The sequence below is a fragment of the Streptomyces sp. NPDC012510 genome, from assembly GCF_042955065.1.
GTDB lineage: Bacteria > Actinomycetota > Actinomycetes > Streptomycetales > Streptomycetaceae > Streptomyces.
Window position 1 is genome coordinate 451521 of record NZ_JBIBEN010000006.1, and the last position, 19650, is coordinate 471170.

Below are 19650 nucleotides of genomic sequence, written 5' to 3' on the forward strand. Positions count from 1 at the left end.
CGGCGCTGTACGACAGGAGCACCACAACATGCGCCGGGTTTCCCGCATCGCGGTCGCAGGCGCAGCGACCGCCTCCCTTGCACTCGCCCTCTCCGCCTGTGGCGGCACCTCGACGGAGGCGTCCTCCTCCGCCGACTCCAAGGGTGACAAGGGTCTCGCCATCGCGTACGACGTCGGCGGCAAGGGTGACCAGTCCTTCAACGACGCCGCGTACGCGGGTCTGGAGAAGGCGAAGAAGGAGTTCAAGTACACGACCGCCGACATCGAGCCCAACGAGGGCGAGACGGATGCCGACAAGGAGCAGCGCCTGGTCTCCCTGGCCAAGCAGGGCTACAACCCGGTCATCGGCGTCGGCTACGCGTACGCGACGGCCGTGAAGGCCGCGGCCGAGCAGTACCCGGACACCACCTTCGGCATCGTGGACGACTCCACGGTCCAGTTGAAGAACGTCGCGGACCTGGTCTTCTCCGAGGAGCAGGCCTCGTACCTCGCCGGTGTCGCGGCCGCCAAGGCCACCAAGACCAACACGGTCGGCTTCGTGGGTGGTGTGGACATCCCGCTGATCCACAAGTTCCAGGCGGGCTTCGAGCAGGGTGTCAAGGACACCAACCCCAAGGCCGAGGTCCTCACCCAGTACCTGACCCAGACGGCCGAGGAGGGTGGCTTCTCCAGCCCCGACAAGGGCAAGTCGGCCGCCGAGGGCCAGATCGAGAAGAAGGCCGACGTCATCTACGCGGCGGCCGGTCTGTCCGGCCAGGGCGTGATCGAGGCGGCCTCCGTCGACCAGATCTGGGCGATCGGCGTCGACTCCGACCAGTACAAGCAGGAAGCCCTCGCGAAGTACAAGGACTTCATCCTGACCTCGGCGACGAAGGACGTCGCCAAGGCGGTGTACAACCTGGCGCAGTCGGTCGAGGACGGCAAGCCCGAGACCGGTATCGTCAGGGGCGATCTGAAGTCCGGCGAGGTCGGCCTCGCCGACTCCAACCCGAAGTTCAAGAGCGACTCCGAGCTCCAGGAGGCCATCGCCACGGCCAAGGAGAAGATCATCAGCGGCGAGATCAAGGTCAAGACGAGCTGACCCGGCTCCACCACCACGAGCAGCCGGGTGACTCCGGGGGTGTTCAGGCACCACCGGAGTCACCAGTAACCGCGGGGTCACGTGCGCTCAACGGGGTACGGGGAGCATGGCTCCCTGTACCCCGTTGTCCAGGGCGTCGCCCGCTTTCGATGCCGTAGGGGCGCTACGCGCGTAGACGACCCCCTTTCCCAGGAGAGTGCGCCATCAACGCGTCCAGCAGCCCTCCGGCCGACGCGGCGGTCAACGAATCGGTGACCGCCGTCGAACTCGCCGGGATCACCAAGCGATTCCCCGGCGTGGTGGCCAACCACGACATCCACCTCACCGTCCGCAAGGGCACCGTCCACGCCCTCGTCGGGGAGAACGGCGCCGGCAAGTCGACCCTGATGAAGATCCTCTACGGCATGCAGAAGCCGGACGAGGGCACCATCGCGGTCGACGGCGAACAGGTCACCTTCTCCTCCCCGGCCGACGCCATCGCGCGCGGCATCGGCATGGTCCACCAGCACTTCATGCTCGCCGACAACCTCACGGTCCTGGAGAACGTGGTCCTCGGCAGCGAGAAGCTCCACGGCATCGGCGCCAAGGCCCGGCGCAAGATCAAGGAGATCTCCGAGCGGTACGGCTTCGGTGTGCGCCCGGACGTCCTGGTCGAGGAGCTGGGTGTCGCCGAGCGCCAGCGCGTGGAGATCCTCAAGGTCCTCTACCGGGGCGCCCGCACCCTCATCCTCGACGAGCCGACCGCCGTCCTGGTGCCGCAGGAGGTCGACTCCCTCTTCGCCAACCTGCGCGAACTCAAGGCGCAGGGCCTAGCGGTCATCTTCATCTCGCACAAGCTGGGCGAGGTGCTGTCCGTCGCCGACGAGATCACCGTCATCCGGCGCGGCACGACGGTCGGTACGGCCGTCCCCGCCGAGACCACCCCGCGCCAGCTCGCCGAGCTGATGGTCGGCAGCGAACTGCCCACCCCGGAGACGGCCGAGTCCACGGTCACCGACCGCCCCGTCCTGAGCGTCAGGGAACTCCGGCTGGAGGCGGCCGGCGGCAAGGCGCTGCTCGACGACATCTCCTTCACCATCCACGCGGGCGAGGTCCTGGGTCTCGCCGGTGTAGAGGGCAACGGCCAGACCGAACTGGTCGACGCGCTGATCGGCCTCAAGCATGCCGACTCCGGCACGATCTCGCTCGCCGACGAGGAGATCACCACTTGGGCCACCCGCAAGCGCCGTGAGCAGGGCGTCGGCTACATCCCCGAGGACCGCCACCGGCACGGTCTGCTCCTGGAGGCCCCCCTCTGGGAGAACCGTATCCTCGGCCATGTGACCGAGCGGCCCAACGCCAAGGGAGTCTGGCTCGACCCGAAGGCCGCCCAGGAGGACACCCGCCGGATCGTCGAGGAGTACGACGTCCGCACCCCCGGCATCGACGTCACCGCCGCCTCCCTCTCGGGTGGCAACCAGCAGAAGCTGATCGTCGGCCGCGAGATGAGCCACAAGCCGCGTTTCCTGATCGCCGCCCACCCCACCCGTGGTGTGGACGTCGGTGCGCAGGCCCAGATCTGGGACCAGATCCGCGAGGCCCGTCGTGAGGGCCTGGCCGTGCTGCTGATCTCCGCCGACCTCGACGAGCTGATCGGCCTGTCCGACACCCTCCGGGTGATCTACAACGGCAAGCTGGTCGCCGACGCCGACCCGGCCACCATCACCCCCGAGGAACTGGGCTCGGCCATGACCGGCGCCGCCACCGGTCACCTCGAACACGAAGAGACCCCCTCGGAGCGTCTCTCGAAGTCCCAGGACGCCCCGGAAGACGAGGCCCGCTGATGAAGAAGTTCGACAGGGAGCGCGTGCTCCTCGCGGTGGCCGGACCGGTCCTCGCGCTCGCCGTGGCCTTCGCGCTGACCGCGATCGTGCTGCTGGTCTCCGGCAAGAACCCGGTCGAGCCGTTCTCGATCATGTTCGAGCAGGCCTCGTTCTCCGACATCCAGGTCCGGATCATCAACCAGGCCTCGCTGTACTACATCGCGGCCCTCGCGGTGGCCATCGGCTTCCGGATGAACCTGTTCAACATCGGTGTCGACGGCCAGTACCTCCTCGGCGCCATGATCACCGCCATCGTCGGCGCCCACATGGACCTGCCGGCCGCCCTGCAGATCCCGCTGCTGATGCTCACCGCGATCCTCACCGGCGCGTTCTGGGCGGGCATCATCGGTGTCCTCAAGGTCACCCGGGGCGTCAGCGAGGTCGTGGCCTCGATCATGCTCAACGCGATCGCGACCTCCGTCATCGGCTACCTCTGGCTCCCGAACGTCTTCGGCGTCAAGGTCGGCAACAACAACACCACCGGTGAGATGGCCGAGTCCGGCTGGGTCCCCGGCATCGACATGGGCAAGGCCGGCGAGATCTACGGCCTGGTCCTCCTCGCCGTCCTCCTCGGTGTCGGCTACTGGATCGTGATCAACCGCACCCGCTTCGGCTTCGACCTGCGCGCCTCCGGTGCCTCGGAGTCGGCCGCCGCGGCCAGCGGTGTCGACCCCAAGCGCATGATCCTCACCGCCATGCTGATCTCCGGCGGTGTCGCGGGCCTCGCCGGCCTGCCGATCCTGCTCGGCGACACCCACACCTACAGCCTCAACTTCCCCACCGGCATCGGCTTCCTCGGCATCGGCATCGCGCTGCTCGGCCGTAACGGTCCGGTCGGCATCGCCTTCGCCGCCCTGCTGTGGGCCTGGCTCGACAAGGCCTCTCCGGAGCTGGACTTCCACGGCTACGACAAGGAGATCGCGGTCATCATGCAGGGCCTGATCGTGCTCTCGGTCGTCGTCTCCTACGAGACCGTCCGCGAGTGGGGTCTGCGCCGCCAGCAGCGCCGGGTCGGCGCCGAGCTCGCCGCGGGCAACGTCCTCGGTGCGGACGGCTCGGACAACAACAACGTCAAGAAGGAGGTGGCGGGCCGATGACCACGAGCACCACCGCGACCGACGTCAACCAGCCGTCGCTCCAGCCGGCCTCCCCGACCGGCCGCAAGCTGTCGCTGCCCGTGCTGCTGCTGGTCATCGCCGGCGTCCTGGCACTCACCTCGGTCGTCCGCATCATCACCGGCGCCGACGGCATCACCAACGTCAGCCAGATGTCCACCGCGCTGGAGCTGGCCGTCCCGATCGGCCTGGCCGGCCTCGGCGGTCTGTGGGCCGAGCGCGCGGGCGTCGTCAACATCGGCCTCGAAGGCATGATGATCCTCGGCACCTGGTTCGGCGCCTGGGCCGGCTTCCAGTGGGGCCCGTGGACCGGTGTCCTCGTCGGCATCGCCGGTGGCGCGATCGGCGGACTGCTGCACGCCTTCGTCACCATCACCTTCAACGTCAACCACATCGTCTCCGGTGTGGCCATCAACATCCTCGCCCTCGGCGCCACCCGCTACCTCGCCCCCCTCGCCTTCGTGGGCCACCAGGGCGGCTCGGCCAAGCAGTCCCCGCCGGTGGAGTCCCTCGGCGACTTCACGGTGCCAGGACTCTCCGACGCACTGCGGGACCTCAACGCCAAGGGCTGGTTCTTCGTCTCCGACATCGCCGGCCTGCTCGGCGGCCTCGTCACCAACGTCTCCTGGCTGACCCTTCTCGCGGTCGCGCTGATCCCCGCCACCTGGTGGATCCTGTGGCGCACCGCCTTCGGTCTGCGCCTGCGCTCCTGCGGTGAGAACCCGGTCGCCGCCGAGTCCCTCGGCGTCAACGTCTACAAGTACAAGTACCTGGCCGTGATCATCTCCGGTGGTCTGGCCGGTCTCGGCGGCGCCTTCCTCTCCATCGTCGCCAACCCCTTCTACCTGGAGGGCCAGACCGGTGGCCGCGGCTTCATCGGCCTCGCCGCGATGATCTTCGGCAACTGGATGCCGGGCGGCCTCGCCCTCGGCGCCGGCCTCTTCGGCTACACCGACAGCCTCAACCTGCGCGGCGGCTCCGAGAACGTCCACGCACTGCTCCTGCTCGGCGCGCTTCTCCTGCTCATCGGCGCCATCTGGATGGCCGTCCGCAAGAAGTACGTCGGTGCCGCGATCACCGCCGTCGTCGGAGCCCTCGTCCTCACCTGGTACGCCGTCACCAACGAGGTCCCCAACCAGGTCGTCGCCGCCACGCCGTACGTCATCACACTGATCGTCCTCGCGCTCTCCGCCCAGCGGCTGCGGATGCCGAAGGCGGACGGCCTGCCGTACCGGAAGGGACAGGGCAAGTGACCGCCGTCGTCGACTGGGCCGAGTTGCGGGCCGTGGCACGGGACGCCATGTCCCACGCGTACGCCCCCTACTCGGGCTACCCGGTCGGCGTCGCCGCCCTCGTCGACGACGGCCGGACGATCTCCGGCTGCAACGTCGAGAACGCCTCGTACGGCCTCGGCCTGTGCGCCGAGTGCGGACTGGTCTCGGAGCTGCACCGCACGGGCGGCGGCCGTCTCACCCACTTCACCTGCGTGGACGGCCGGGGCGAGATCCTCGTCCCGTGCGGCCGCTGCCGACAGTTGCTGTACGAGTTCGGCGGCCCGGATCTGCTGCTGGAGACCCCGGCGGGGATCCTGCCCCTGTCGGAGATGCTGCCCCAGGCCTTCGGCCCGGACCATCTCACCAAGTGACCACAGTGCGGCCCCTCCTGACGAACGGTCGGAGGGGCCGCGCACTTTCCAGACTCCGGAAGGACAGCCAGCCATGGCCATGGACGCCATCTCCGTCATCCGCGCCAAGCGGGACCGCGGCGAGCTCAGCGACGAGCAGATCGACTGGGTCATCGACGCGTACACCCGCGGCGAGGTCGCCGACTACCAGATGGCCGCCCTCAACATGGCGATCCTCCTCAACGGCATGGACCGCCGCGAGATCGCCCGCTGGACGGCCGCGATGATCGCCTCCGGCGAGCGCATGGACTTCTCGTCCCTGTCCCGCCCGACCGCCGACAAGCACTCCACCGGCGGAGTCGGCGACAAGATCACCCTCCCGCTCGCGCCCCTGGTCGCCGCCTGCGGCGCGGCCGTCCCCCAGCTCTCCGGCCGGGGCCTCGGCCACACGGGCGGCACCCTCGACAAGCTGGAGTCGATCCCCGGCTGGCGCGCCCTGCTCTCCAACGAGGAGATGCTGCACGTCCTCGACGAGGTCGGCGCGGTCATCTGCGCCGCGGGCGACGGTCTGGCCCCCGCCGACAAGAAGCTGTACGCGCTTCGGGACGTCACGGGAACGGTGGAGGCCATACCGCTGATCGCCTCCTCCATCATGTCGAAGAAGATCGCGGAGGGTACGGGCTCCCTGGTCCTGGACGTGAAGGTCGGCACCGGCGCCTTCATGAAGACCATGGAGGACGCGAGGGAACTGGCGTCGACGATGGTGGGCCTGGGCACCGACCACGGTGTGAAGACGGTCGCGCTTCTGACGGACATGTCGACCCCCCTCGGTCTCACCGCCGGCAACGCCCTGGAGGTCCGCGAGTCGGTCGAGGTCCTGGCGGGCGGCGGCCCGGCGGACGTCGTCGAGCTGACCATTGCCCTGGCCCGCGAGATGCTCGACGCGGCCGGGGTGAAGGCCGCCGACCCGGCGAAGGCGCTGGCCGACGGCTCGGCGATGGACGCCTGGCGCCGCATGATCGCGGCCCAGGGCGGCGACCCGGACGCCGAACTGCCCACCTCCCGCGAGCAGCACGTGGTGAAGGCCGGGGCCTCCGGCGTCCTGACCCGCCTCGACGCGTACGACATCGGTATAGCGGCGTGGCGCCTCGGGGCGGGCCGAGCCCGTAAGGAGGACCCGGTCCAGGCCGCCGCGGGTGTCGAGATGCACGCCAAGCCCGGCGACTCGGTGAGGGAGGGCCAGCCCCTGCTGACGCTGCACACCGACACACCCGAACGCTTCGCCTACGCCCTGGAGGCCGTGCGCGGGTCGTACGACATCGCGGCCCCGGGCACGGAGTTCACCGCGCCGCCCGTGGTGCTGGAACGCATCGCCTGACCTGGTGGTTTCCCATTCGGGTGAACGGGATCGGTGGACCCGCGCCGGTCCCGTTCGGCATGCTGTAGTCGGTGACGCACCGATTGGAGAGAACCGCCATGAGCGCACTCACCGTCGACCACACGACGGCCAGTGGCCACGAGTGGGACGACCTCGTCCGAATCTGGCAGGAGACGGACGCCCCCGAGGGCTGCAAGGTGGAGATCATCGAGGGGATCGTCACCGTGGCACCACCGCCGTCCAACGCCCACAACAAGATCGCTGACAAGGTGCAGCGTCGGTTGTACCAGGCGATTCCTGAGGGCTGGGGTATTTATCAGACGTTGGGTACAGCCGTACCGTCTCGCGACGGGCTTTACATTCCTGACCTCGCCGTCGCTCCCGAAGGAGTGCTGGACGCCGAGGAAGGCAACTACATCCCCGCAGCCGCCGCCGAACTGGTCGTAGAGATCACCTCGAAGTCCAACGCGAGCAACGACCGGATCAAGAAGGCGGCGGGCTATGCGCAGGCGGGCGTACCGCTGTACCTGCTCATCGACGGCTGGGCCCCGGGCGGTCCCACGGTCACCCTGTACGGGGAGCCGAAAGGCGACGTCTACCGCGTCCTGCGCGCGGGTAAGTTCGGTGACGCGATCGAACTCCCCGAGCCCTTCGCGTTGTCGCTCGACACAGGCGTGTTCCCCGCCAAGTAGGTCGGCGGTACGAGGGTGCCCTCGGAGACCGATGAATTGCGTGACCGCGCCCGGTCTACCGATCGTGGACGCGACGACACCCGCCGTACTCGTACTGCTAGGCCCCCTCACCCGGGACGAGGTGCCTCGGCTCTGTGCCGAGGTGCGCGCGCGACTGGAGGGGACGGGGGGCGGCGTCGTGGTGTGCGACGTCGCCGGGATCGGGCCGCCCGGCCTCGGCGCCATCGACGCCCTGGCCCGGCTGCAGCTCGCCGCGCGGAGGGCCGGGGGCCGCATACGACTGCGGGACCCCGACCCGGCGCTCCACGCGCTACTGGACCTGGTCGGGCTTTCCTTCGATGTGGAGGGGCAGGTCGAAGAGGGGGAACCAGCGGGCGGTGTCGAGGAAGCAGTGGAATCCGGTGATCCGGCTCTCTGATATCTCCAGCACCTGCACGGCCCACGCGCTGAAGCCGCCCTTCTCCGGGTCCGGCTTGTACTGCGCGAAGCCCGGCAGACCGTTCACCGCGACCGGCACCAGGTGCGAGCCGGCACAGGGGGCGCCGAGGGTGGTCATGAACCCGGTGATGTCGCTCGTCCCGGTCAGCCACAGGTCGAACGGCGGCATCGTCATGACCGCGTCCTCGTGCAGCAGGGCCGTCAGCGCCGCCATGTCGTACCCCTCGAAGGCGGCTACATAGCGCTCCAGGAGTTTCTGCTGCTCCTCGTCCAGCGGGTCGGAGACATCGGCCTCCGCCGCGTCCCCGTTACTCTCCGCGAGGGTCGCGCGGGCCCGCTGCAGCGCGCTGTTCACCGAGGCGACCGAGGTGTCCAGCAACTCGGCGACCTCACTCGCCTTCCACGCCAGCACCTCGCGCAGGATCAGCACCGCTCGCTGCTTGGACGGCAGCTTCTGCAGCGCCGCCACGAACGCCAGCCGCACGGTCTCCTTCGCCACGGCGGCCTCCGCCGGGTCGGCGGTCGTCGGCAGCACACGGGCGTCCGGCACCGGCTCCAGCCAGGTGTTGTCCGGGCGCGGGGCGAGGGCGGCCTGGGCGAGAGGGGTGGACTCGGTGAGATCCATGGGCCGGGCCCGCTTGTTCCCGGCGGTCAGCATGTCCAGGCAGACGTTCGTCGCGATGCGGTAGAGCCACGACCGGAGGCTGGAGCGGCCCTCGAACTTCTCGAAACTCCGCCAGGCGCGGATCATCGTGTCCTGCACGGCGTCCTCCGCCTCGAAGGACGACCCGAGCATCCGATAGCAGTACCCGGTCAACTCGACCCGGTGCTGCTCAAGCCGGACGTCCAGGTCCACCGTCGCCGTACCGTCGCTCATGGCCAACCCACCCCTGTGGCTCACTCCGTCACACGCGCCCTTGCGCGCCAACACTTCGGAAGCTACCGCAGCCCACTGACAATGGCCCGGCGAGCGGAAGGAAGCGCAGGTCAGAGGCGGTCGGGTGCAGGCCCCTCGCCCGTGGGCGTCAGGCCTTCACAGGCTCGGCGGCACCCAGTTGGCATGGCGCAGGACGGCCCGACGGTCAGGCGCGACGGGGTCGGTTGGCCGGACGGTCAGGCGCGACGGGGCCGGACGGAGCGCCGTGTCGCGCACGGAGACGGCCAGGGGACGCGCCACCCGCTGCCCCATCCACCCGGCCGGTCTACCGCGCCGCGCCGCCCGAGCCACGGGCCGACTGCGCGGGACGGCGCTCGGCGAAGGCCTCGGTACGCCTTCGCCGACCGGCGCTCGGCGAAGGCCTCAGTACGCCGTCGCCAACCGGCGCTCGGCGCGGGCCGCACGCGTACCCACGAGGGTGATGGTCACGACGCCCGCCACCGCCAGCAGCCCGAGGGAGACGGTCGCGACCCAGCCGCCCGTGTGGAAGGCGATCGCCCCGAGCGTGCTGCCCGCGCTGGACCCCGCGTAGTACGCCGACTGGTACAGCGCCGAGGCCTGCGCCCGCCCCTCCTTCGCCGTGTGGCTGACGGCCGACGAAGCCACCGCGTGCCCCGCGAAGAACCCGGCGGTGATGAGAACGAGGCCGAGCAGGACCAGCGGGAGCGAGTCGGCCAGCGACACCAGCAGACCGGCGGTCGTCGTACCGCCCGCGAGGTACAGCGCGCCGCGCCGCCCCAGTCGCCCGACCAGCCTGCCCGCGGTGGACGCCGACACCGTGCCCACCAGGTACACCAGGAAGATCGACCCGATGACTCCCTGCGGAAGGGAGAACGGAGCGTCGGTCAGCCGATAACCGATGACGGTGTAGACACCGCCGAACACGGTCATGAACAACGCCCCGATCGCGTACAGCCGGCGCAGCAGCGGGTTACCGAGGTGCGTCCGAACCGTACGACCGAGCACACGAGGCCGCAGCGACCCCGCCATGAAGTGCCTCGGCGCCGGCAGCAGCATGCGGAAGGCCACCGCGCACCCCACCGCGATCACCCCGAGCACCCCGAGCGCGACCCGCCAGCCCCACTCCTGGGCGACCCACCCGGTGACGACGCGCCCGCTCATACCGCCGACGCTGTTGCCTGCGACGAAGAGCCCGATCGCGGTGATGAGCGCCTTGGGCCGCACCTCCTCGGCGAGATAGGCCGTGGCCGACGCGGGCACACCGGCGAGCGCCGCCCCCTGCACGGCCCGCAGCACCACCAGCGCCCCCAGCGAGGGCGCGAAGGGGATCAGCAGCCCGACCGCCACCGCGACCGTCAGCGACGCCGTCATCACCGTCCGCCGCCCGAACCGCTCCGACAGCGCGCTCATCGGCAGCACGAACAGCGCCAGCGCACCGGTCGCCGCCGACACCGTCCAGCTCGCCGCGCTCGCCGTGCTCGCGAAGCCGTCCGAGATCAGCGGCAGCAGAGCCTGGGTGGAGTAGAGCAGGGCGAAGGTGGCGACCCCCGCGAGGAACAGCGCCAGGCTCATCCGGCGGTAGCCGGGACCGCCCGGGGCCACCCGGGAATCGACGGTGGACGAGGAGGAGGTGGAAGGGGCGACGGCCGAGGCGGCGCCCACGGTGGTGGACGCCTGGGTACTGACGGAAGGCATGCCTCGAAATTACGTACGGCGCCACTCATCCGTCCAATGCATGGAACCGCCATAATCGTTCCTGTGATGCATCAGCAGAGGTCAGAGGCGCGTCTGTCACAGTCCAGTGACACAAAACAAGTCGGTGGCCGTGCCATCGATGACGAGGAGGCCATCGAGGACATCGTCCTGCGCCTGGCCCCCCGGCTCGCCTACTTCGCCGGCGTCGCCCGTACCGAGCACGTCACCCGCGCCGCGCAGGAGATGCAGGTCCCGCAGTCGACCCTGTCGCGCGCCATGGTCCGGCTCGAACAGGACCTGGGCGTGGACCTGTTCGCCCGTCGGGGGCGCACGGTCTCCCTCACCCACGCCGGCCGTACCTTCCACGCCTCCGTCGAGCGTGCCCTCGCCGACATCGAGCGCGCCGCCGACGAGGTCCGCGCCGACGCCGACCCCGCCACCGGCAAGGTCGCCTTCGGCTTCCTGCACACCATGGGCGCCGAGACCGTCCCCGGCCTCCTCCAGGCCTTCCGCGCCGAACACCCCCGCGTCCGCTTCAGCCTCGTCCAGAACTACGGCGAGGCCATGCTCGAACGCCTGCGCGCCGGCGAACTGGACCTCTGCCTCACGTCCCCCGTCCCCGACGCCCCCGACCTGGTGGCCCGCCGCCTCGACGAACAGAAGCTCCGCCTGGTCGTCCCCGCCGACCACCGTCTCGCCGCCCGTAAACGCGTCCGCCTCGCCGAGGCCGCCGACGAAACCTTCGTCACCCTCGAACCCGGCTACGGAATGCGCCGCATCACCGACGACCTCTGCAAGGAAGCCGGTTTCAAACCCCGTGTCGCCTTCGAGGGGGAGGAGGCGGAGACGCTGCGGGGCCTGGTGGCGGCGGGACTGGGGGTGGCTCTCCTTCCGCCCCCGGCCGTCCCCAGGCCCGGGGTCGTGGAGCTGACGGTGACGGCTCCGAGGGCGGCCAGGGAAATCGGCGTGGCCTGGCTGGACGGCCACCCGGACACACCCCCGGTGGCCGCCTTCAAAAAGTTCCTGCTGTCGAGGAGGGGCCGCCTCCTCCACGACTGACGAGAGCGGCAGCCAGGCCTGTAGGGGCACGCGGAACCACGCGAAAAGCCCCACCTGACCCGCGGCCGCGTCACGAACCTCAGGCACCCCTCCGTGAGCGAGCCGCCCCGAACCCGGAAGCCAGCGGCATACGCAACCCCAACGGCGGCGGCGCGGCCAGCGCGTCCTCCACAGGCCGGGAGAAAGACCTCCCGAACAACACCCCCATCACGAAATCCACGGCCAACGCATGCACCTCGTCCCGGTACTGCTGCAACCCGTGCCGATCCGCATGCACCTCGAACCGGCAGATGTCCGGGTTCGTCTTCTTCGCCCGCGCCGCGAACCGGAACGACAGCTCGGGATCCACCCGCTCGTCGTTCGTACCGTGCACGATCATCACCCGCCGCCCCGCCAGCTGTTTCACCGGTTCGGGCGGCTCGGCCACATCCTCCTCGGGCAGCCAGGGAGCGAGGGCCAGCACGGAGTTGACGGCATCGTGCCCGCCCGCGTGCAGCGCCGCCCGCGCCCCCATGTGCAGCCCGGCGAGACACACCGGCACGTCCCCGTAACGCCGGACCACCTCGTCCGCGGCCCATTCGGCGTCCCGCGCGAGCCGGGCCTCCGGCCCGTTCCATCCCCGGTAGCGGTAGTGCACGACATGCGTCGCCAGCCCCTCCGTACGGCCCGCGCGGGCGAGCCGGCGGCCGAGGGCGCGCACGGAGGCCGTGGCCATCATGGGGGAGGGTCTGCGGACGGATGCCTCGTCGCCGGCCGGGAGCAGCAGGACGACTCCGCTGACCGTGCTCGGCTCCGGTCCGATCGTCCGCCCAAGTCGGGGCGTACGGACCGGCATTGCTTGCTGCGCCATGACAGAACAGTGTCAGAAGAGATGGTGTACGCCACCCGTCCTGTGGGTCACCGTTGGGTATCGACGGCGTTGCCGTACGAGCGTTCTACGCGCGTAGGCTATATCGTGCGAAAATGACGAACCAGACCGACCCGACCGGTACCACCCCGGATCCGGACCAGATCCGCCGGGCGCCCAAGGTTCTGCTGCACGACCACCTCGACGGCGGCCTGCGTCCCGGAACCATCGTCGAACTCGCCCGCGCCGGCGGGTACGCCCAACTCCCGGAAACGGACCCGGCCCGGCTCGGCGTCTGGTTCCGCGAGGCCGCCGACTCCGGTTCCCTGGAACGGTACTTGGAGACCTTCTCCCACACCGTCGGCGTCATGCAGACCCGTGACGCGCTCTTCCGTGTCGCCGCCGAGTGCGCCGAGGACCTCGCCGCCGACGGCGTCGTCTACGCCGAGGTCCGCTACGCGCCCGAGCAGCACCTCGACGGCGGCCTCACCCTCGAAGAGGTCGTCGAGGCCGTCAACGAGGGCTTCCGGGCGGGCGAGCGGCGGGCCAAGGCCGACGGCCGGCGCATCCGGGTCGGCGCCCTCCTCACCGCCATGCGGCACGCCGCCCGCGCCCTGGAGATCGCCGAACTCGCCAACCGCTACCGCGACCTGGGCGTGGTCGGCTTCGACATCGCCGGCGCCGAGGCCGGCTACCCGCCCACCCGGCACCTCGACGCCTTCGAGTTCCTCAAGCGCGAGAACAACCACTTCACCATCCACGCCGGTGAGGCCTTCGGACTCCCCTCCATCTGGCAGGCGTTGCAGTGGTGCGGCGCCGACCGGCTCGGCCACGGTGTCCGCATCATCGACGACATCCAGGTCCACGAGGACGGCTCCGTGAAGCTCGGCCGCCTCGCCTCCTACGTCCGTGACAAGCGCATCCCGCTGGAGCTGTGTCCCAGCTCCAACCTCCAGACGGGCGCCGCCCGTTCCTACGCCGAGCACCCCATCGGGCTGCTGCGGCGGCTGCACTTCCGGGCCACCGTGAACACCGACAACCGGCTGATGTCCCACACCAGCATGAGCCGCGAATTCGAGCACCTTGTCGACGCTTTCGGCTACACGCTCGACGACATGCAGTGGTTCTCGGTCAATGCTATGAAGTCAGCATTCATTCCTTTCGATGAACGACTAGCCATGATCAATGACGTGATCAAGCCCGGGTACGCCGAGTTGAAATCCGAATGGCTGTTCCGGCAAACGGCCTCCACCAGCGGTTCCGCAGCAGAAAAGAGCTGAATGGCGGTCTCGGGAAGCGGTCACGCGGACGGCGACGCGGCCGCTTTTCGATGTTTGCCTCCGGCGGGACTTTGGTGTTTACGTTTCGGCACCGCTCACCCGTCACACGCATTCCAAGGACGCATTCAACATGAAGCAGTCTGCTGCCAAGACCCTCGGTGTCGCCGTCGTCGGTGCCGCCATCGCCGCCGCGGGCGCGGGCGCCGCGAACGCCGCCCCGGGCGCCCCCGACGCCTCCCAGGCCGTGGGCACCGTCACCCAGGCGCTGCCCGTGGAGAACGTCTCGAAGACGCTGCCGGCCGCCTCCGGTGCCGTCACCCAGGGGCAGAAGGCGCTCGGCGCCGGCCTGGAGAGCGCCCAGCCCGCCGTCGTCGGCCTCCTCGCCGAGGGCCCGGCCGCCCCTGTCGCCGGGCTGCTCGGCGGTCTGCCCGTCGGCAAGACCCTCCCCGCCAAGGGCCTCGGCGTGAACGGCCTGCCCCTCGGTGGCGCCACCGCCTGAGCCGCACCGCTCCCCCCGTACGACATGGATGGGGCGCACCTCCTGTGTGGGGGTGCGCCCCATCGGTGTACGCGTCGCGTCTGTCGGTGGACGGCGGGCGGCGCCGGGCGGGCCTCTCACCAGGCCGTGCGGGCCTTGTCCTCGGAGGGGAGCAGGATCCACAGGGCTATGTAGAGCAGGAACTGCGGGCCCGGAAGCAGGCACGACACCACGAAGATCACGCGCATCGTGGTGGCGGAGGTGCCGAAGCGCCGTGCCAGCGCGGCACACACTCCGCCGATCATCCGGCCTTCGATGGGGCGGGCGAGGCGGCTCATGAGGGCTCCTTCGTCAGCGTAGGACGTCGGCCGGGGCCGACCGTGGGGCGGGGCCTCCTAGTGACCGCCGCTCTCATTTCCACACCTTCGACGCTACGGTGACGAAGCGGACGAAGCCTCCCTCTACGGAGCCATTCCGACCCTGGGAATCGTCGGGGTCCGACCCTGAGACGTCTCCTCCCTGCGAAGACGCGCCGCCCGCACCCGCGTCTCGGCCCGGCGCCGCAGCGCCGACCTGACCACGGGCACGACCACGAGGTGGGCGAGGCCCACGCCGACCGTGTTCAGCAGGATCGAGTCGATGTCGACGACCTGACCGGGCACCCCGGTCTGCAACAGCTCGATGGCCAGCGACAGCAGCGCCCCGGCCGTGACCGACCGGGCCAGCGAGGCGAGCGGTGACACGGCCAGCCTGCCGTGTGCCATCGGCAGCAGGACGCCCAGCGGAGCCAGCAGCGCCAGCCCCTCACCGATCCGGCGGGCCGCCTCCGGCCAGCCCAGGGCCAGATCCGCTCTGATCCCCGCGAACGGCCGCAGATTCGCGGGACTCATCCAGGTGACGTCCAGCGGACGCAGCGTGATCCAGGCAACGACCGCGAGATGTGCGGCGAGGAGGACACCCCCCGCCGCACGGACACGGACCCCGGCGCTACCGCCGTTCGTACCTTGAGGCTGCACGCCCCCCAAGACGCGGCCCCCGGCACGATCGGTTGCAGTCTTTTTGAGGCTTGGTTCGCCGCCTCTTCCGCAGTTGCCCAGGAGAGGGGCCGACCGGAGTCAGGAACCCCTGACCTCCGTCGACGGCGGGTTCCCTGCTCCCGGGTCCGACTGGACCTCCGGGGTGCACTCGTAGCGCCGCAGCGACTCGGCGCTCGTGCTGCCCAGTGCCACCGAGCCGTTGTCGCCGGCGGCCGCTGAGTCGGCGAAGGTGCAGACGATCTGGGCGAGGGCGTACTTCGGCAGGGAGTCCGGGGCGGTGGACAGGCGCAGGGCGTCCTCGGGGTCGCCGGGGCGGGGACCGGTCACTGCGAGGCCGGCCGGTACGGCGGTGGTGTAGCCGGCCTCGCCCTCGACGTCGGAGAGGTCCGTGGCCAGGGCGTCCAGCAGCCCCTGTGCGACGGCGACGCGCCGCCCGGCTTCCTCCGTTCCCTCGGCCACCGCCACCGAGCGGTTGACCCGCACCAGCGCCCCGGAGCAGAGCAGGAACACCTCGACCGGCATACCGGCCGGGGTGGCCGTCTGGGTCGCCAGGTCCGTCACCGACAGCTCGCACGGCACCATCGAGGGCGCCGGCCCGAAGTCGGTCGGCACCTGTGTGGCCCGGATGCCGCAGCCGGCGAGCAGTCCGGCCAGCGCCCCGGTCGCCACCAGGACCCGTACGCCTCGTACCCGTGAGTCCCGTACGAGGAGGTCTCGCACCCGTATGCCCTGTCTTCCCGCGTCCGCTCGCTCGCGCGCGCCTCGTATCGTCACTGGCCGTTCCCCTCGGTGCCCTTCGGGCCGTCGCCCTGCTCGCCGTCCGGTTCCTCCGTGACCGGCGGGGCCGCCCCGTCGCGGGGCAGGCGGAGGGTGAAGACGGCGCCTCCCTCGGGGGAGTTGGCAGCGGTGATCCCACCGCCGTGGATATGGGCGTTCTCCAGCGCGATGGACAGGCCGAGGCCGCTGCCCTCGGAGCGGGGGCGGGAGGCACTCGCCTTGTAGAAGCGGTCGAAGACGTGCGGCAGGACGTCCTCCGGGATGCCGGGGCCGTGGTCCCGCACCTGGATCAGCAGGTCCGCTCCCTCCACACGGACGGACACCCGCACCGGGGAACCGCCGTGCTTGAGCGCGTTGCCGATCAGGTTCGCCAGGATCACGTCCAGGCGGCGCGGGTCCAGGTTGGCCATGATGCCGCGCTCGGCGTCCAGTTCCACCGCGTCCAGCCAGGCGCGCGCGTCGATACAGGCGGTGATCTGGTCGGCGATGTCCACGTCGTCGAGGACCAGGCGGGCCGTGCCCGCGTCGAAGCGGGTGACCTCCATCAGGTTCTCGACCAGGTCGTTCAGCCGCCGGGTCTCGCTGACGACCAGCCGTACGGCCGGTTCGATCATGGGGTCGAGGCTGCCCGTGTCGGCGTCCAGCTCCTCCTCCAGCACCTCCGTGACAGCGGTGATCGCCGTCAGCGGCGTACGGAGTTCATGGGACATGTCGGCGACGAAGCGGCGGGATGCCTCCTCGCGGGCACTCATGTCGTCGACCCGCTTCTCCAGGGACTCCGCCGCGAGGTTGAACGTCCGGGAGAGATCGGCCAGTTCGTCCGTGCCCGACACCCGCAGCCGGGTGTCGAGCTTGCCCTCGCCGAGGCGCCGTGCGGCGGCCCCGAGGCGCTGCACCGGCTTCAGCACGGTCGTCGCGGCGGCCTGGGCGAGCAGCGCCGAGCCGATGAGCGACAGACCCGTCGCGATGCCGAGCGACCAGGCCAGCGAGTTGAGGTCCTTCGCCTCCTCCGCGAGGGACTTGCGCATGTAGCCGGTCGGCCCGCCGCCGATCATCTTCGCTCCGCCCACCAGATAGGGGGTGTCGCCGTCGATGACCCGCTGCCAGTACACGTGGTACGCGTGCTGGTTGCCCGACGTGATCTTCTGCCGCTTGTCGACGGCCTTCTGCAGGGAGGCGGGCACGTCCTCCAGCGAGAAGCCGTCCAGCGCGTTGTCGGTCGAGGACCCGGACACCGTCTTCCCGTCGGCGCCCTCGGCGACGAGCAGCACGCTGGACCGCTCGCCGCCCTCGGCCATCTTCCGTGCCGCGATCCGCAGTTGGTCCTGGGTCGGGTTCGGGCGCAGGGTGCTCACATGGCTCTGCATCTCCCGCTCGAAGTCGTTGAGCGCCGCGTCCTGCGCACGCGTCTGCACGGCCTCGCGGTTGAGCCAGTAGGCGATACCGGACGCCGACACGGCGGCCGTGAGCGCCACCAGACCGAAGACGACCACGAGCCGCAGCCGCAGACTGGTGAAACGGATGCGGGACTGCACTTTCCTGCGCGCCGCGGACCAGCCGCGGATCCCCCCTCGGGCCTTCGTCACTGAGGAACGTCCAGCCGGTAGCCCACGCCGCGCACCGTACGGATCAGGGTCGGCGACGACGGTACGTCCTCGACCTTGGCGCGCAGCCGCTGCACACACGCGTCCACCAGGCGGGAGTCGCCCAGGTAGTCGTGCTCCCACACCAGACGCAGCAACTGCTGCCGGGACAGGGCCTGGCCGGGGCGGCGGCTCAGCTCCAGAAGCAGCCGCAGCTCGGTGGGCGTGAGCTGGAGGTCCTCGCCGTTCTTCGTCACGGTCATCGCCGCGCGGTCGATCACCAGGCTGCCGAAGGTCGCCGCGTCGTTGGCCTCGCGCTCACCGCGCCGTAGGACCGCGCGGATCCGGGCGTCCAGCACGCGCCCCTGCACGGGCTTGACCACGTAGTCGTCCGCGCCGGACTCCAGGCCCACCACGACGTCGATGTCGTCGCTGCGGGCGGTCAGCAGGATGATCGGGAGCTGGTCGGTGCGCCGGATCCGCCGGCACACCTCGAAGCCGTCGATTCCAGGCAGCATCACGTCCAAAACGATCAGATCCGGCCGCTGTTCGCGCAGCAGCTTGAGGCCATCCTCGCCGGTGGCGGCGGTGGCGACACGGTGCCCCTGGCGCGTCAGTGAGAGCTCCAGGGCCGTGCGGATGGCGTCGTCGTCCTCGATCAGCAACAGGGAAGGCACGGGCTCATTCTGGCCCATGGCATGGCGCCGAATCGACCGTTGGAGCGCTCCCACGCGACACCCGCACAGGAACGTGCCGTTCGCGTAGCCGTACGACTCTGCTCTGTCATCGACCTGTGCTCTGCCTGGGCCCGGCCCGTGCGTCAGACCCCTGTGACAGGTCTGTGACAGTCGGCGGACACGGCCATGAAAGTGGGCGGGCAATCTTCTCGGCACAGGCAAGGAAACACACCGAAGCAAGCACACCGAAGACCGGAACTCCACGATGGGGGGCGCGAGATGAACACGCTGCACAGCACGAGCACTGGCGCAGTTGTCACGCGTCTCCACGACGTCGTCCGGAACGCGGAGAAGTCCGGTGCCGATGGGGGTCCCTCCTGCCCGAGCGCAGTCGAGCGTGGGGGAGGGCGGGGGTGCGCTCGCGTCACCGGGCGTCAGCACACCACATTCATGTCGGTCGTCGACGGGCATGTGGGGGGAAGCGGCACAGGGGTCGTCCACGGGGGGACGGGGGCGACGGGGGCCGCGTACGGGGAGGACACGGGGGAACGCCGGTCTGTGTCGGAGGCGGAGTTCACCGCCTACGTCCAGGAGCGTCGTGCCTCCCTGTACGCGACCGCCTACCACCTGACCGGGGACCGCTTCGAGGCCGAGGACCTGCTGCAGAGCGCGCTGTTCTCGACCTACCGGGCCTGGGACCGGATCAGCGACAAGGCCGCGGTCGGGGGCTACCTCCGCCGCACCATGACCAATCTGCACATCAGCGCGTGGCGCCGCCGCAAGCTGAACGAGTACCCGACCGAGGAACTGCCGGAGACCGCCGGCGACACGGACGCGATGCGCGGCACCGAACTGCGCGCCGTCCTGTGGCAGGCGCTCGCCCGGCTCCCCGAACTCCAGCGGACGATGCTGGTCCTGCGGTACTACGAGGGCCGTACCGACCCGGAGATCGCGGCGATCCTCGACATCAGTGTCGGCACGGTGAAGTCGAGCATCTGGCGGTCGCTCCGCCGGCTGCGCGAGGACGAGGTCCTCAGCTTCGGCCGTGACGAGGAGGAGTCCTTCGGGGAGCTTGTCGCCTGAAGGTCTGGCGGGGGGAGCGAGTAAGCGGGGGGAAGTACGGGGGAAC

At 70.2% G+C, this 19650-nt stretch carries 20 protein-coding genes; 12 read left to right on the forward strand and 8 right to left on the reverse strand.

Going from position 1 to position 19650, the window contains the following annotated elements:
* Window positions 1-28 precede the first annotated feature (28 nt).
* The 8 genes from ACFY9I_RS14650 to ACFY9I_RS14685 all read left to right on the forward strand — a co-directional run bounded on the left by ACFY9I_RS14650 (window position 29) and on the right by ACFY9I_RS14685 (window position 8170).
* Window positions 29-1081 (forward strand): BMP family ABC transporter substrate-binding protein, encoded by a 1053-nt coding sequence (locus tag ACFY9I_RS14650; protein WP_391001335.1) that lies wholly within the window; start codon window positions 29-31, stop codon window positions 1079-1081.
* 251 nt (window positions 1082-1332) lie between these two features.
* A complete protein-coding gene (locus tag ACFY9I_RS14655; RefSeq protein WP_391001337.1) occupies window positions 1333-2904 on the forward strand; it encodes an ATP-binding cassette domain-containing protein in 1572 nt (523 codons plus the stop codon).
* Window positions 2904-4040, forward strand: coding sequence for an ABC transporter permease (locus ACFY9I_RS14660; RefSeq protein WP_391001340.1), 1137 nt, complete (start codon window positions 2904-2906; stop codon window positions 4038-4040). The genes ACFY9I_RS14655 and ACFY9I_RS14660 overlap by 1 nt, the downstream gene beginning before the upstream one ends.
* Window positions 4037-5311, forward strand: a complete 1275-nt coding sequence (locus tag ACFY9I_RS14665) for an ABC transporter permease (RefSeq protein WP_391001342.1) — start codon at window positions 4037-4039, stop codon at window positions 5309-5311. Before ACFY9I_RS14660 ends, ACFY9I_RS14665 begins: the two co-directional genes overlap by 4 nt.
* Window positions 5308-5703, forward strand: coding sequence for a cytidine deaminase (locus ACFY9I_RS14670; RefSeq protein ID WP_391001344.1), 396 nt, complete (start codon window positions 5308-5310; stop codon window positions 5701-5703). Before ACFY9I_RS14665 ends, ACFY9I_RS14670 begins: the two co-directional genes overlap by 4 nt.
* Before the next feature lie 73 nt (window positions 5704-5776).
* Window positions 5777-7060: a thymidine phosphorylase gene (locus ACFY9I_RS14675; RefSeq protein ID WP_391001347.1), complete on the forward strand. Its 1284-nt coding sequence runs from the start codon at window positions 5777-5779 to the stop codon at window positions 7058-7060.
* Window positions 7061-7158: 98 nt separating this feature from the next.
* Entirely contained in the window at window positions 7159-7752 is a 594-nt protein-coding gene (locus ACFY9I_RS14680) for a Uma2 family endonuclease (RefSeq protein ID WP_391001350.1), read from the forward strand.
* A gap of 31 nt (window positions 7753-7783) precedes the next feature.
* The gene (locus ACFY9I_RS14685) at window positions 7784-8170 is read left to right on the forward strand and encodes an STAS domain-containing protein (protein WP_391001353.1); all 387 of its coding nucleotides are present in this window, start codon (window positions 7784-7786) and stop codon (window positions 8168-8170) included.
* On the opposite strand, the gene ACFY9I_RS14690 is transcribed toward ACFY9I_RS14685, so the two are convergent.
* Both ACFY9I_RS14690 and ACFY9I_RS14695 read right to left on the reverse strand, forming a co-directional pair.
* Complete coding sequence (locus ACFY9I_RS14690) at window positions 8063-9067, reverse strand: RNA polymerase subunit sigma-70 (RefSeq protein WP_391001357.1); 1005 nt, start codon at window positions 9065-9067, stop codon at window positions 8063-8065. The two genes, ACFY9I_RS14685 and ACFY9I_RS14690, sit on opposite strands and share 108 nt — an antisense overlap.
* A 423-nt stretch (window positions 9068-9490) precedes the next feature.
* A complete protein-coding gene (locus ACFY9I_RS14695; RefSeq protein ID WP_391001360.1) occupies window positions 9491-10783 on the reverse strand; it encodes an MFS transporter in 1293 nt (430 codons plus the stop codon).
* Between the two features lie 63 nt (window positions 10784-10846).
* On the opposite strand from ACFY9I_RS14695, the gene ACFY9I_RS14700 reads away from it, so the two are divergent.
* Entirely contained in the window at window positions 10847-11842 is a 996-nt protein-coding gene (locus ACFY9I_RS14700) for a LysR substrate-binding domain-containing protein (protein ID WP_391001362.1), read from the forward strand.
* A 79-nt stretch (window positions 11843-11921) separates the two neighbouring features.
* Here ACFY9I_RS14700 and ACFY9I_RS14705 read toward each other — a convergent pair whose 3' ends face one another.
* Window positions 11922-12692 (reverse strand): prolyl oligopeptidase family serine peptidase, encoded by a 771-nt coding sequence (locus ACFY9I_RS14705; RefSeq protein WP_391001365.1) that lies wholly within the window; start codon window positions 12690-12692, stop codon window positions 11922-11924.
* 113 nt (window positions 12693-12805) lie between these two features.
* Here ACFY9I_RS14705 and ACFY9I_RS14710 point away from each other — a divergent pair, with 113 nt between their 5' ends.
* Both ACFY9I_RS14710 and ACFY9I_RS14715 read left to right on the forward strand, forming a co-directional pair.
* Entirely contained in the window at window positions 12806-13969 is a 1164-nt protein-coding gene (locus ACFY9I_RS14710) for an adenosine deaminase (protein WP_391001367.1), read from the forward strand.
* A gap of 130 nt (window positions 13970-14099) precedes the next feature.
* On the forward strand, window positions 14100-14468 hold the full coding sequence (locus ACFY9I_RS14715) for an ATP-binding protein (protein ID WP_391001370.1): 369 nt from the start codon (window positions 14100-14102) through the stop codon (window positions 14466-14468).
* 116 nt (window positions 14469-14584) lie between these two features.
* Here the strand turns inward: ACFY9I_RS14715 and ACFY9I_RS14720 are convergent, their stop codons facing one another.
* From ACFY9I_RS14720 to afsQ1, 5 genes are all read right to left on the reverse strand, one after another.
* On the reverse strand, window positions 14585-14785 hold the full coding sequence (locus ACFY9I_RS14720) for a PspC domain-containing protein (RefSeq protein WP_391001372.1): 201 nt from the start codon (window positions 14783-14785) through the stop codon (window positions 14585-14587).
* Between the two features lie 123 nt (window positions 14786-14908).
* Window positions 14909-15463: a VanZ family protein gene (locus ACFY9I_RS14725; RefSeq protein WP_391001374.1), complete on the reverse strand. Its 555-nt coding sequence runs from the start codon at window positions 15461-15463 to the stop codon at window positions 14909-14911.
* Window positions 15464-15562: 99 nt separating this feature from the next.
* Window positions 15563-16204, reverse strand: coding sequence for a hypothetical protein (locus tag ACFY9I_RS14730; RefSeq protein WP_391001481.1), 642 nt, complete (start codon window positions 16202-16204; stop codon window positions 15563-15565).
* Window positions 16205-16254: 50 nt separating this feature from the next.
* Entirely contained in the window at window positions 16255-17796 is a 1542-nt protein-coding gene (locus ACFY9I_RS14735; protein ID WP_391001377.1) for an ATP-binding protein, read from the reverse strand.
* A gap of 47 nt (window positions 17797-17843) precedes the next feature.
* Window positions 17844-18521 carry a two-component system response regulator AfsQ1 gene (gene afsQ1 / locus ACFY9I_RS14740; RefSeq protein ID WP_055515961.1) on the reverse strand — a complete coding sequence of 226 codons (678 nt, stop codon included), beginning with the start codon at window positions 18519-18521 and terminating at the stop codon, window positions 17844-17846.
* A gap of 279 nt (window positions 18522-18800) precedes the next feature.
* On the opposite strand from afsQ1, the gene ACFY9I_RS14745 reads away from it, so the two are divergent.
* A complete protein-coding gene (locus ACFY9I_RS14745; protein ID WP_391001380.1) occupies window positions 18801-19604 on the forward strand; it encodes a SigE family RNA polymerase sigma factor in 804 nt (267 codons plus the stop codon).
* Window positions 19605-19650 lie beyond the last annotated feature (46 nt).

Excerpts from the sequence above, each read along its gene's own strand:
- ACFY9I_RS14705 (WP_391001365.1), bottom strand. The coding sequence starts at position 12,692 with ATGGCGCAGCAAGCAATGCCGGTCCGTACGCCCCGACTTGGGCGGACG.
- ACFY9I_RS14660 (WP_391001340.1), top strand. The coding sequence starts at position 2,904 with ATGAAGAAGTTCGACAGGGAGCGCGTGCTCCTCGCGGTGGCCGGACCG.
- ACFY9I_RS14745 (WP_391001380.1), top strand. The coding sequence starts at position 18,801 with ATGAACACGCTGCACAGCACGAGCACTGGCGCAGTTGTCACGCGTCTC.
- ACFY9I_RS14715 (WP_391001370.1), top strand. The coding sequence starts at position 14,100 with ATGAAGCAGTCTGCTGCCAAGACCCTCGGTGTCGCCGTCGTCGGTGCC.
- ACFY9I_RS14680 (WP_391001350.1), top strand. The coding sequence starts at position 7,159 with ATGAGCGCACTCACCGTCGACCACACGACGGCCAGTGGCCACGAGTGG.
- ACFY9I_RS14695 (WP_391001360.1), bottom strand. The coding sequence starts at position 10,783 with ATGCCTTCCGTCAGTACCCAGGCGTCCACCACCGTGGGCGCCGCCTCG.
- ACFY9I_RS14650 (WP_391001335.1), top strand. The coding sequence starts at position 29 with ATGCGCCGGGTTTCCCGCATCGCGGTCGCAGGCGCAGCGACCGCCTCC.
- ACFY9I_RS14685 (WP_391001353.1), top strand. The coding sequence starts at position 7,784 with ATGAATTGCGTGACCGCGCCCGGTCTACCGATCGTGGACGCGACGACA.
- ACFY9I_RS14690 (WP_391001357.1), bottom strand. The coding sequence starts at position 9,067 with ATGAGCGACGGTACGGCGACGGTGGACCTGGACGTCCGGCTTGAGCAG.
- ACFY9I_RS14720 (WP_391001372.1), bottom strand. The coding sequence starts at position 14,785 with ATGAGCCGCCTCGCCCGCCCCATCGAAGGCCGGATGATCGGCGGAGTG.
- ACFY9I_RS14665 (WP_391001342.1), top strand. The coding sequence starts at position 4,037 with ATGACCACGAGCACCACCGCGACCGACGTCAACCAGCCGTCGCTCCAG.
- ACFY9I_RS14675 (WP_391001347.1), top strand. The coding sequence starts at position 5,777 with ATGGCCATGGACGCCATCTCCGTCATCCGCGCCAAGCGGGACCGCGGC.
- ACFY9I_RS14710 (WP_391001367.1), top strand. The coding sequence starts at position 12,806 with ATGACGAACCAGACCGACCCGACCGGTACCACCCCGGATCCGGACCAG.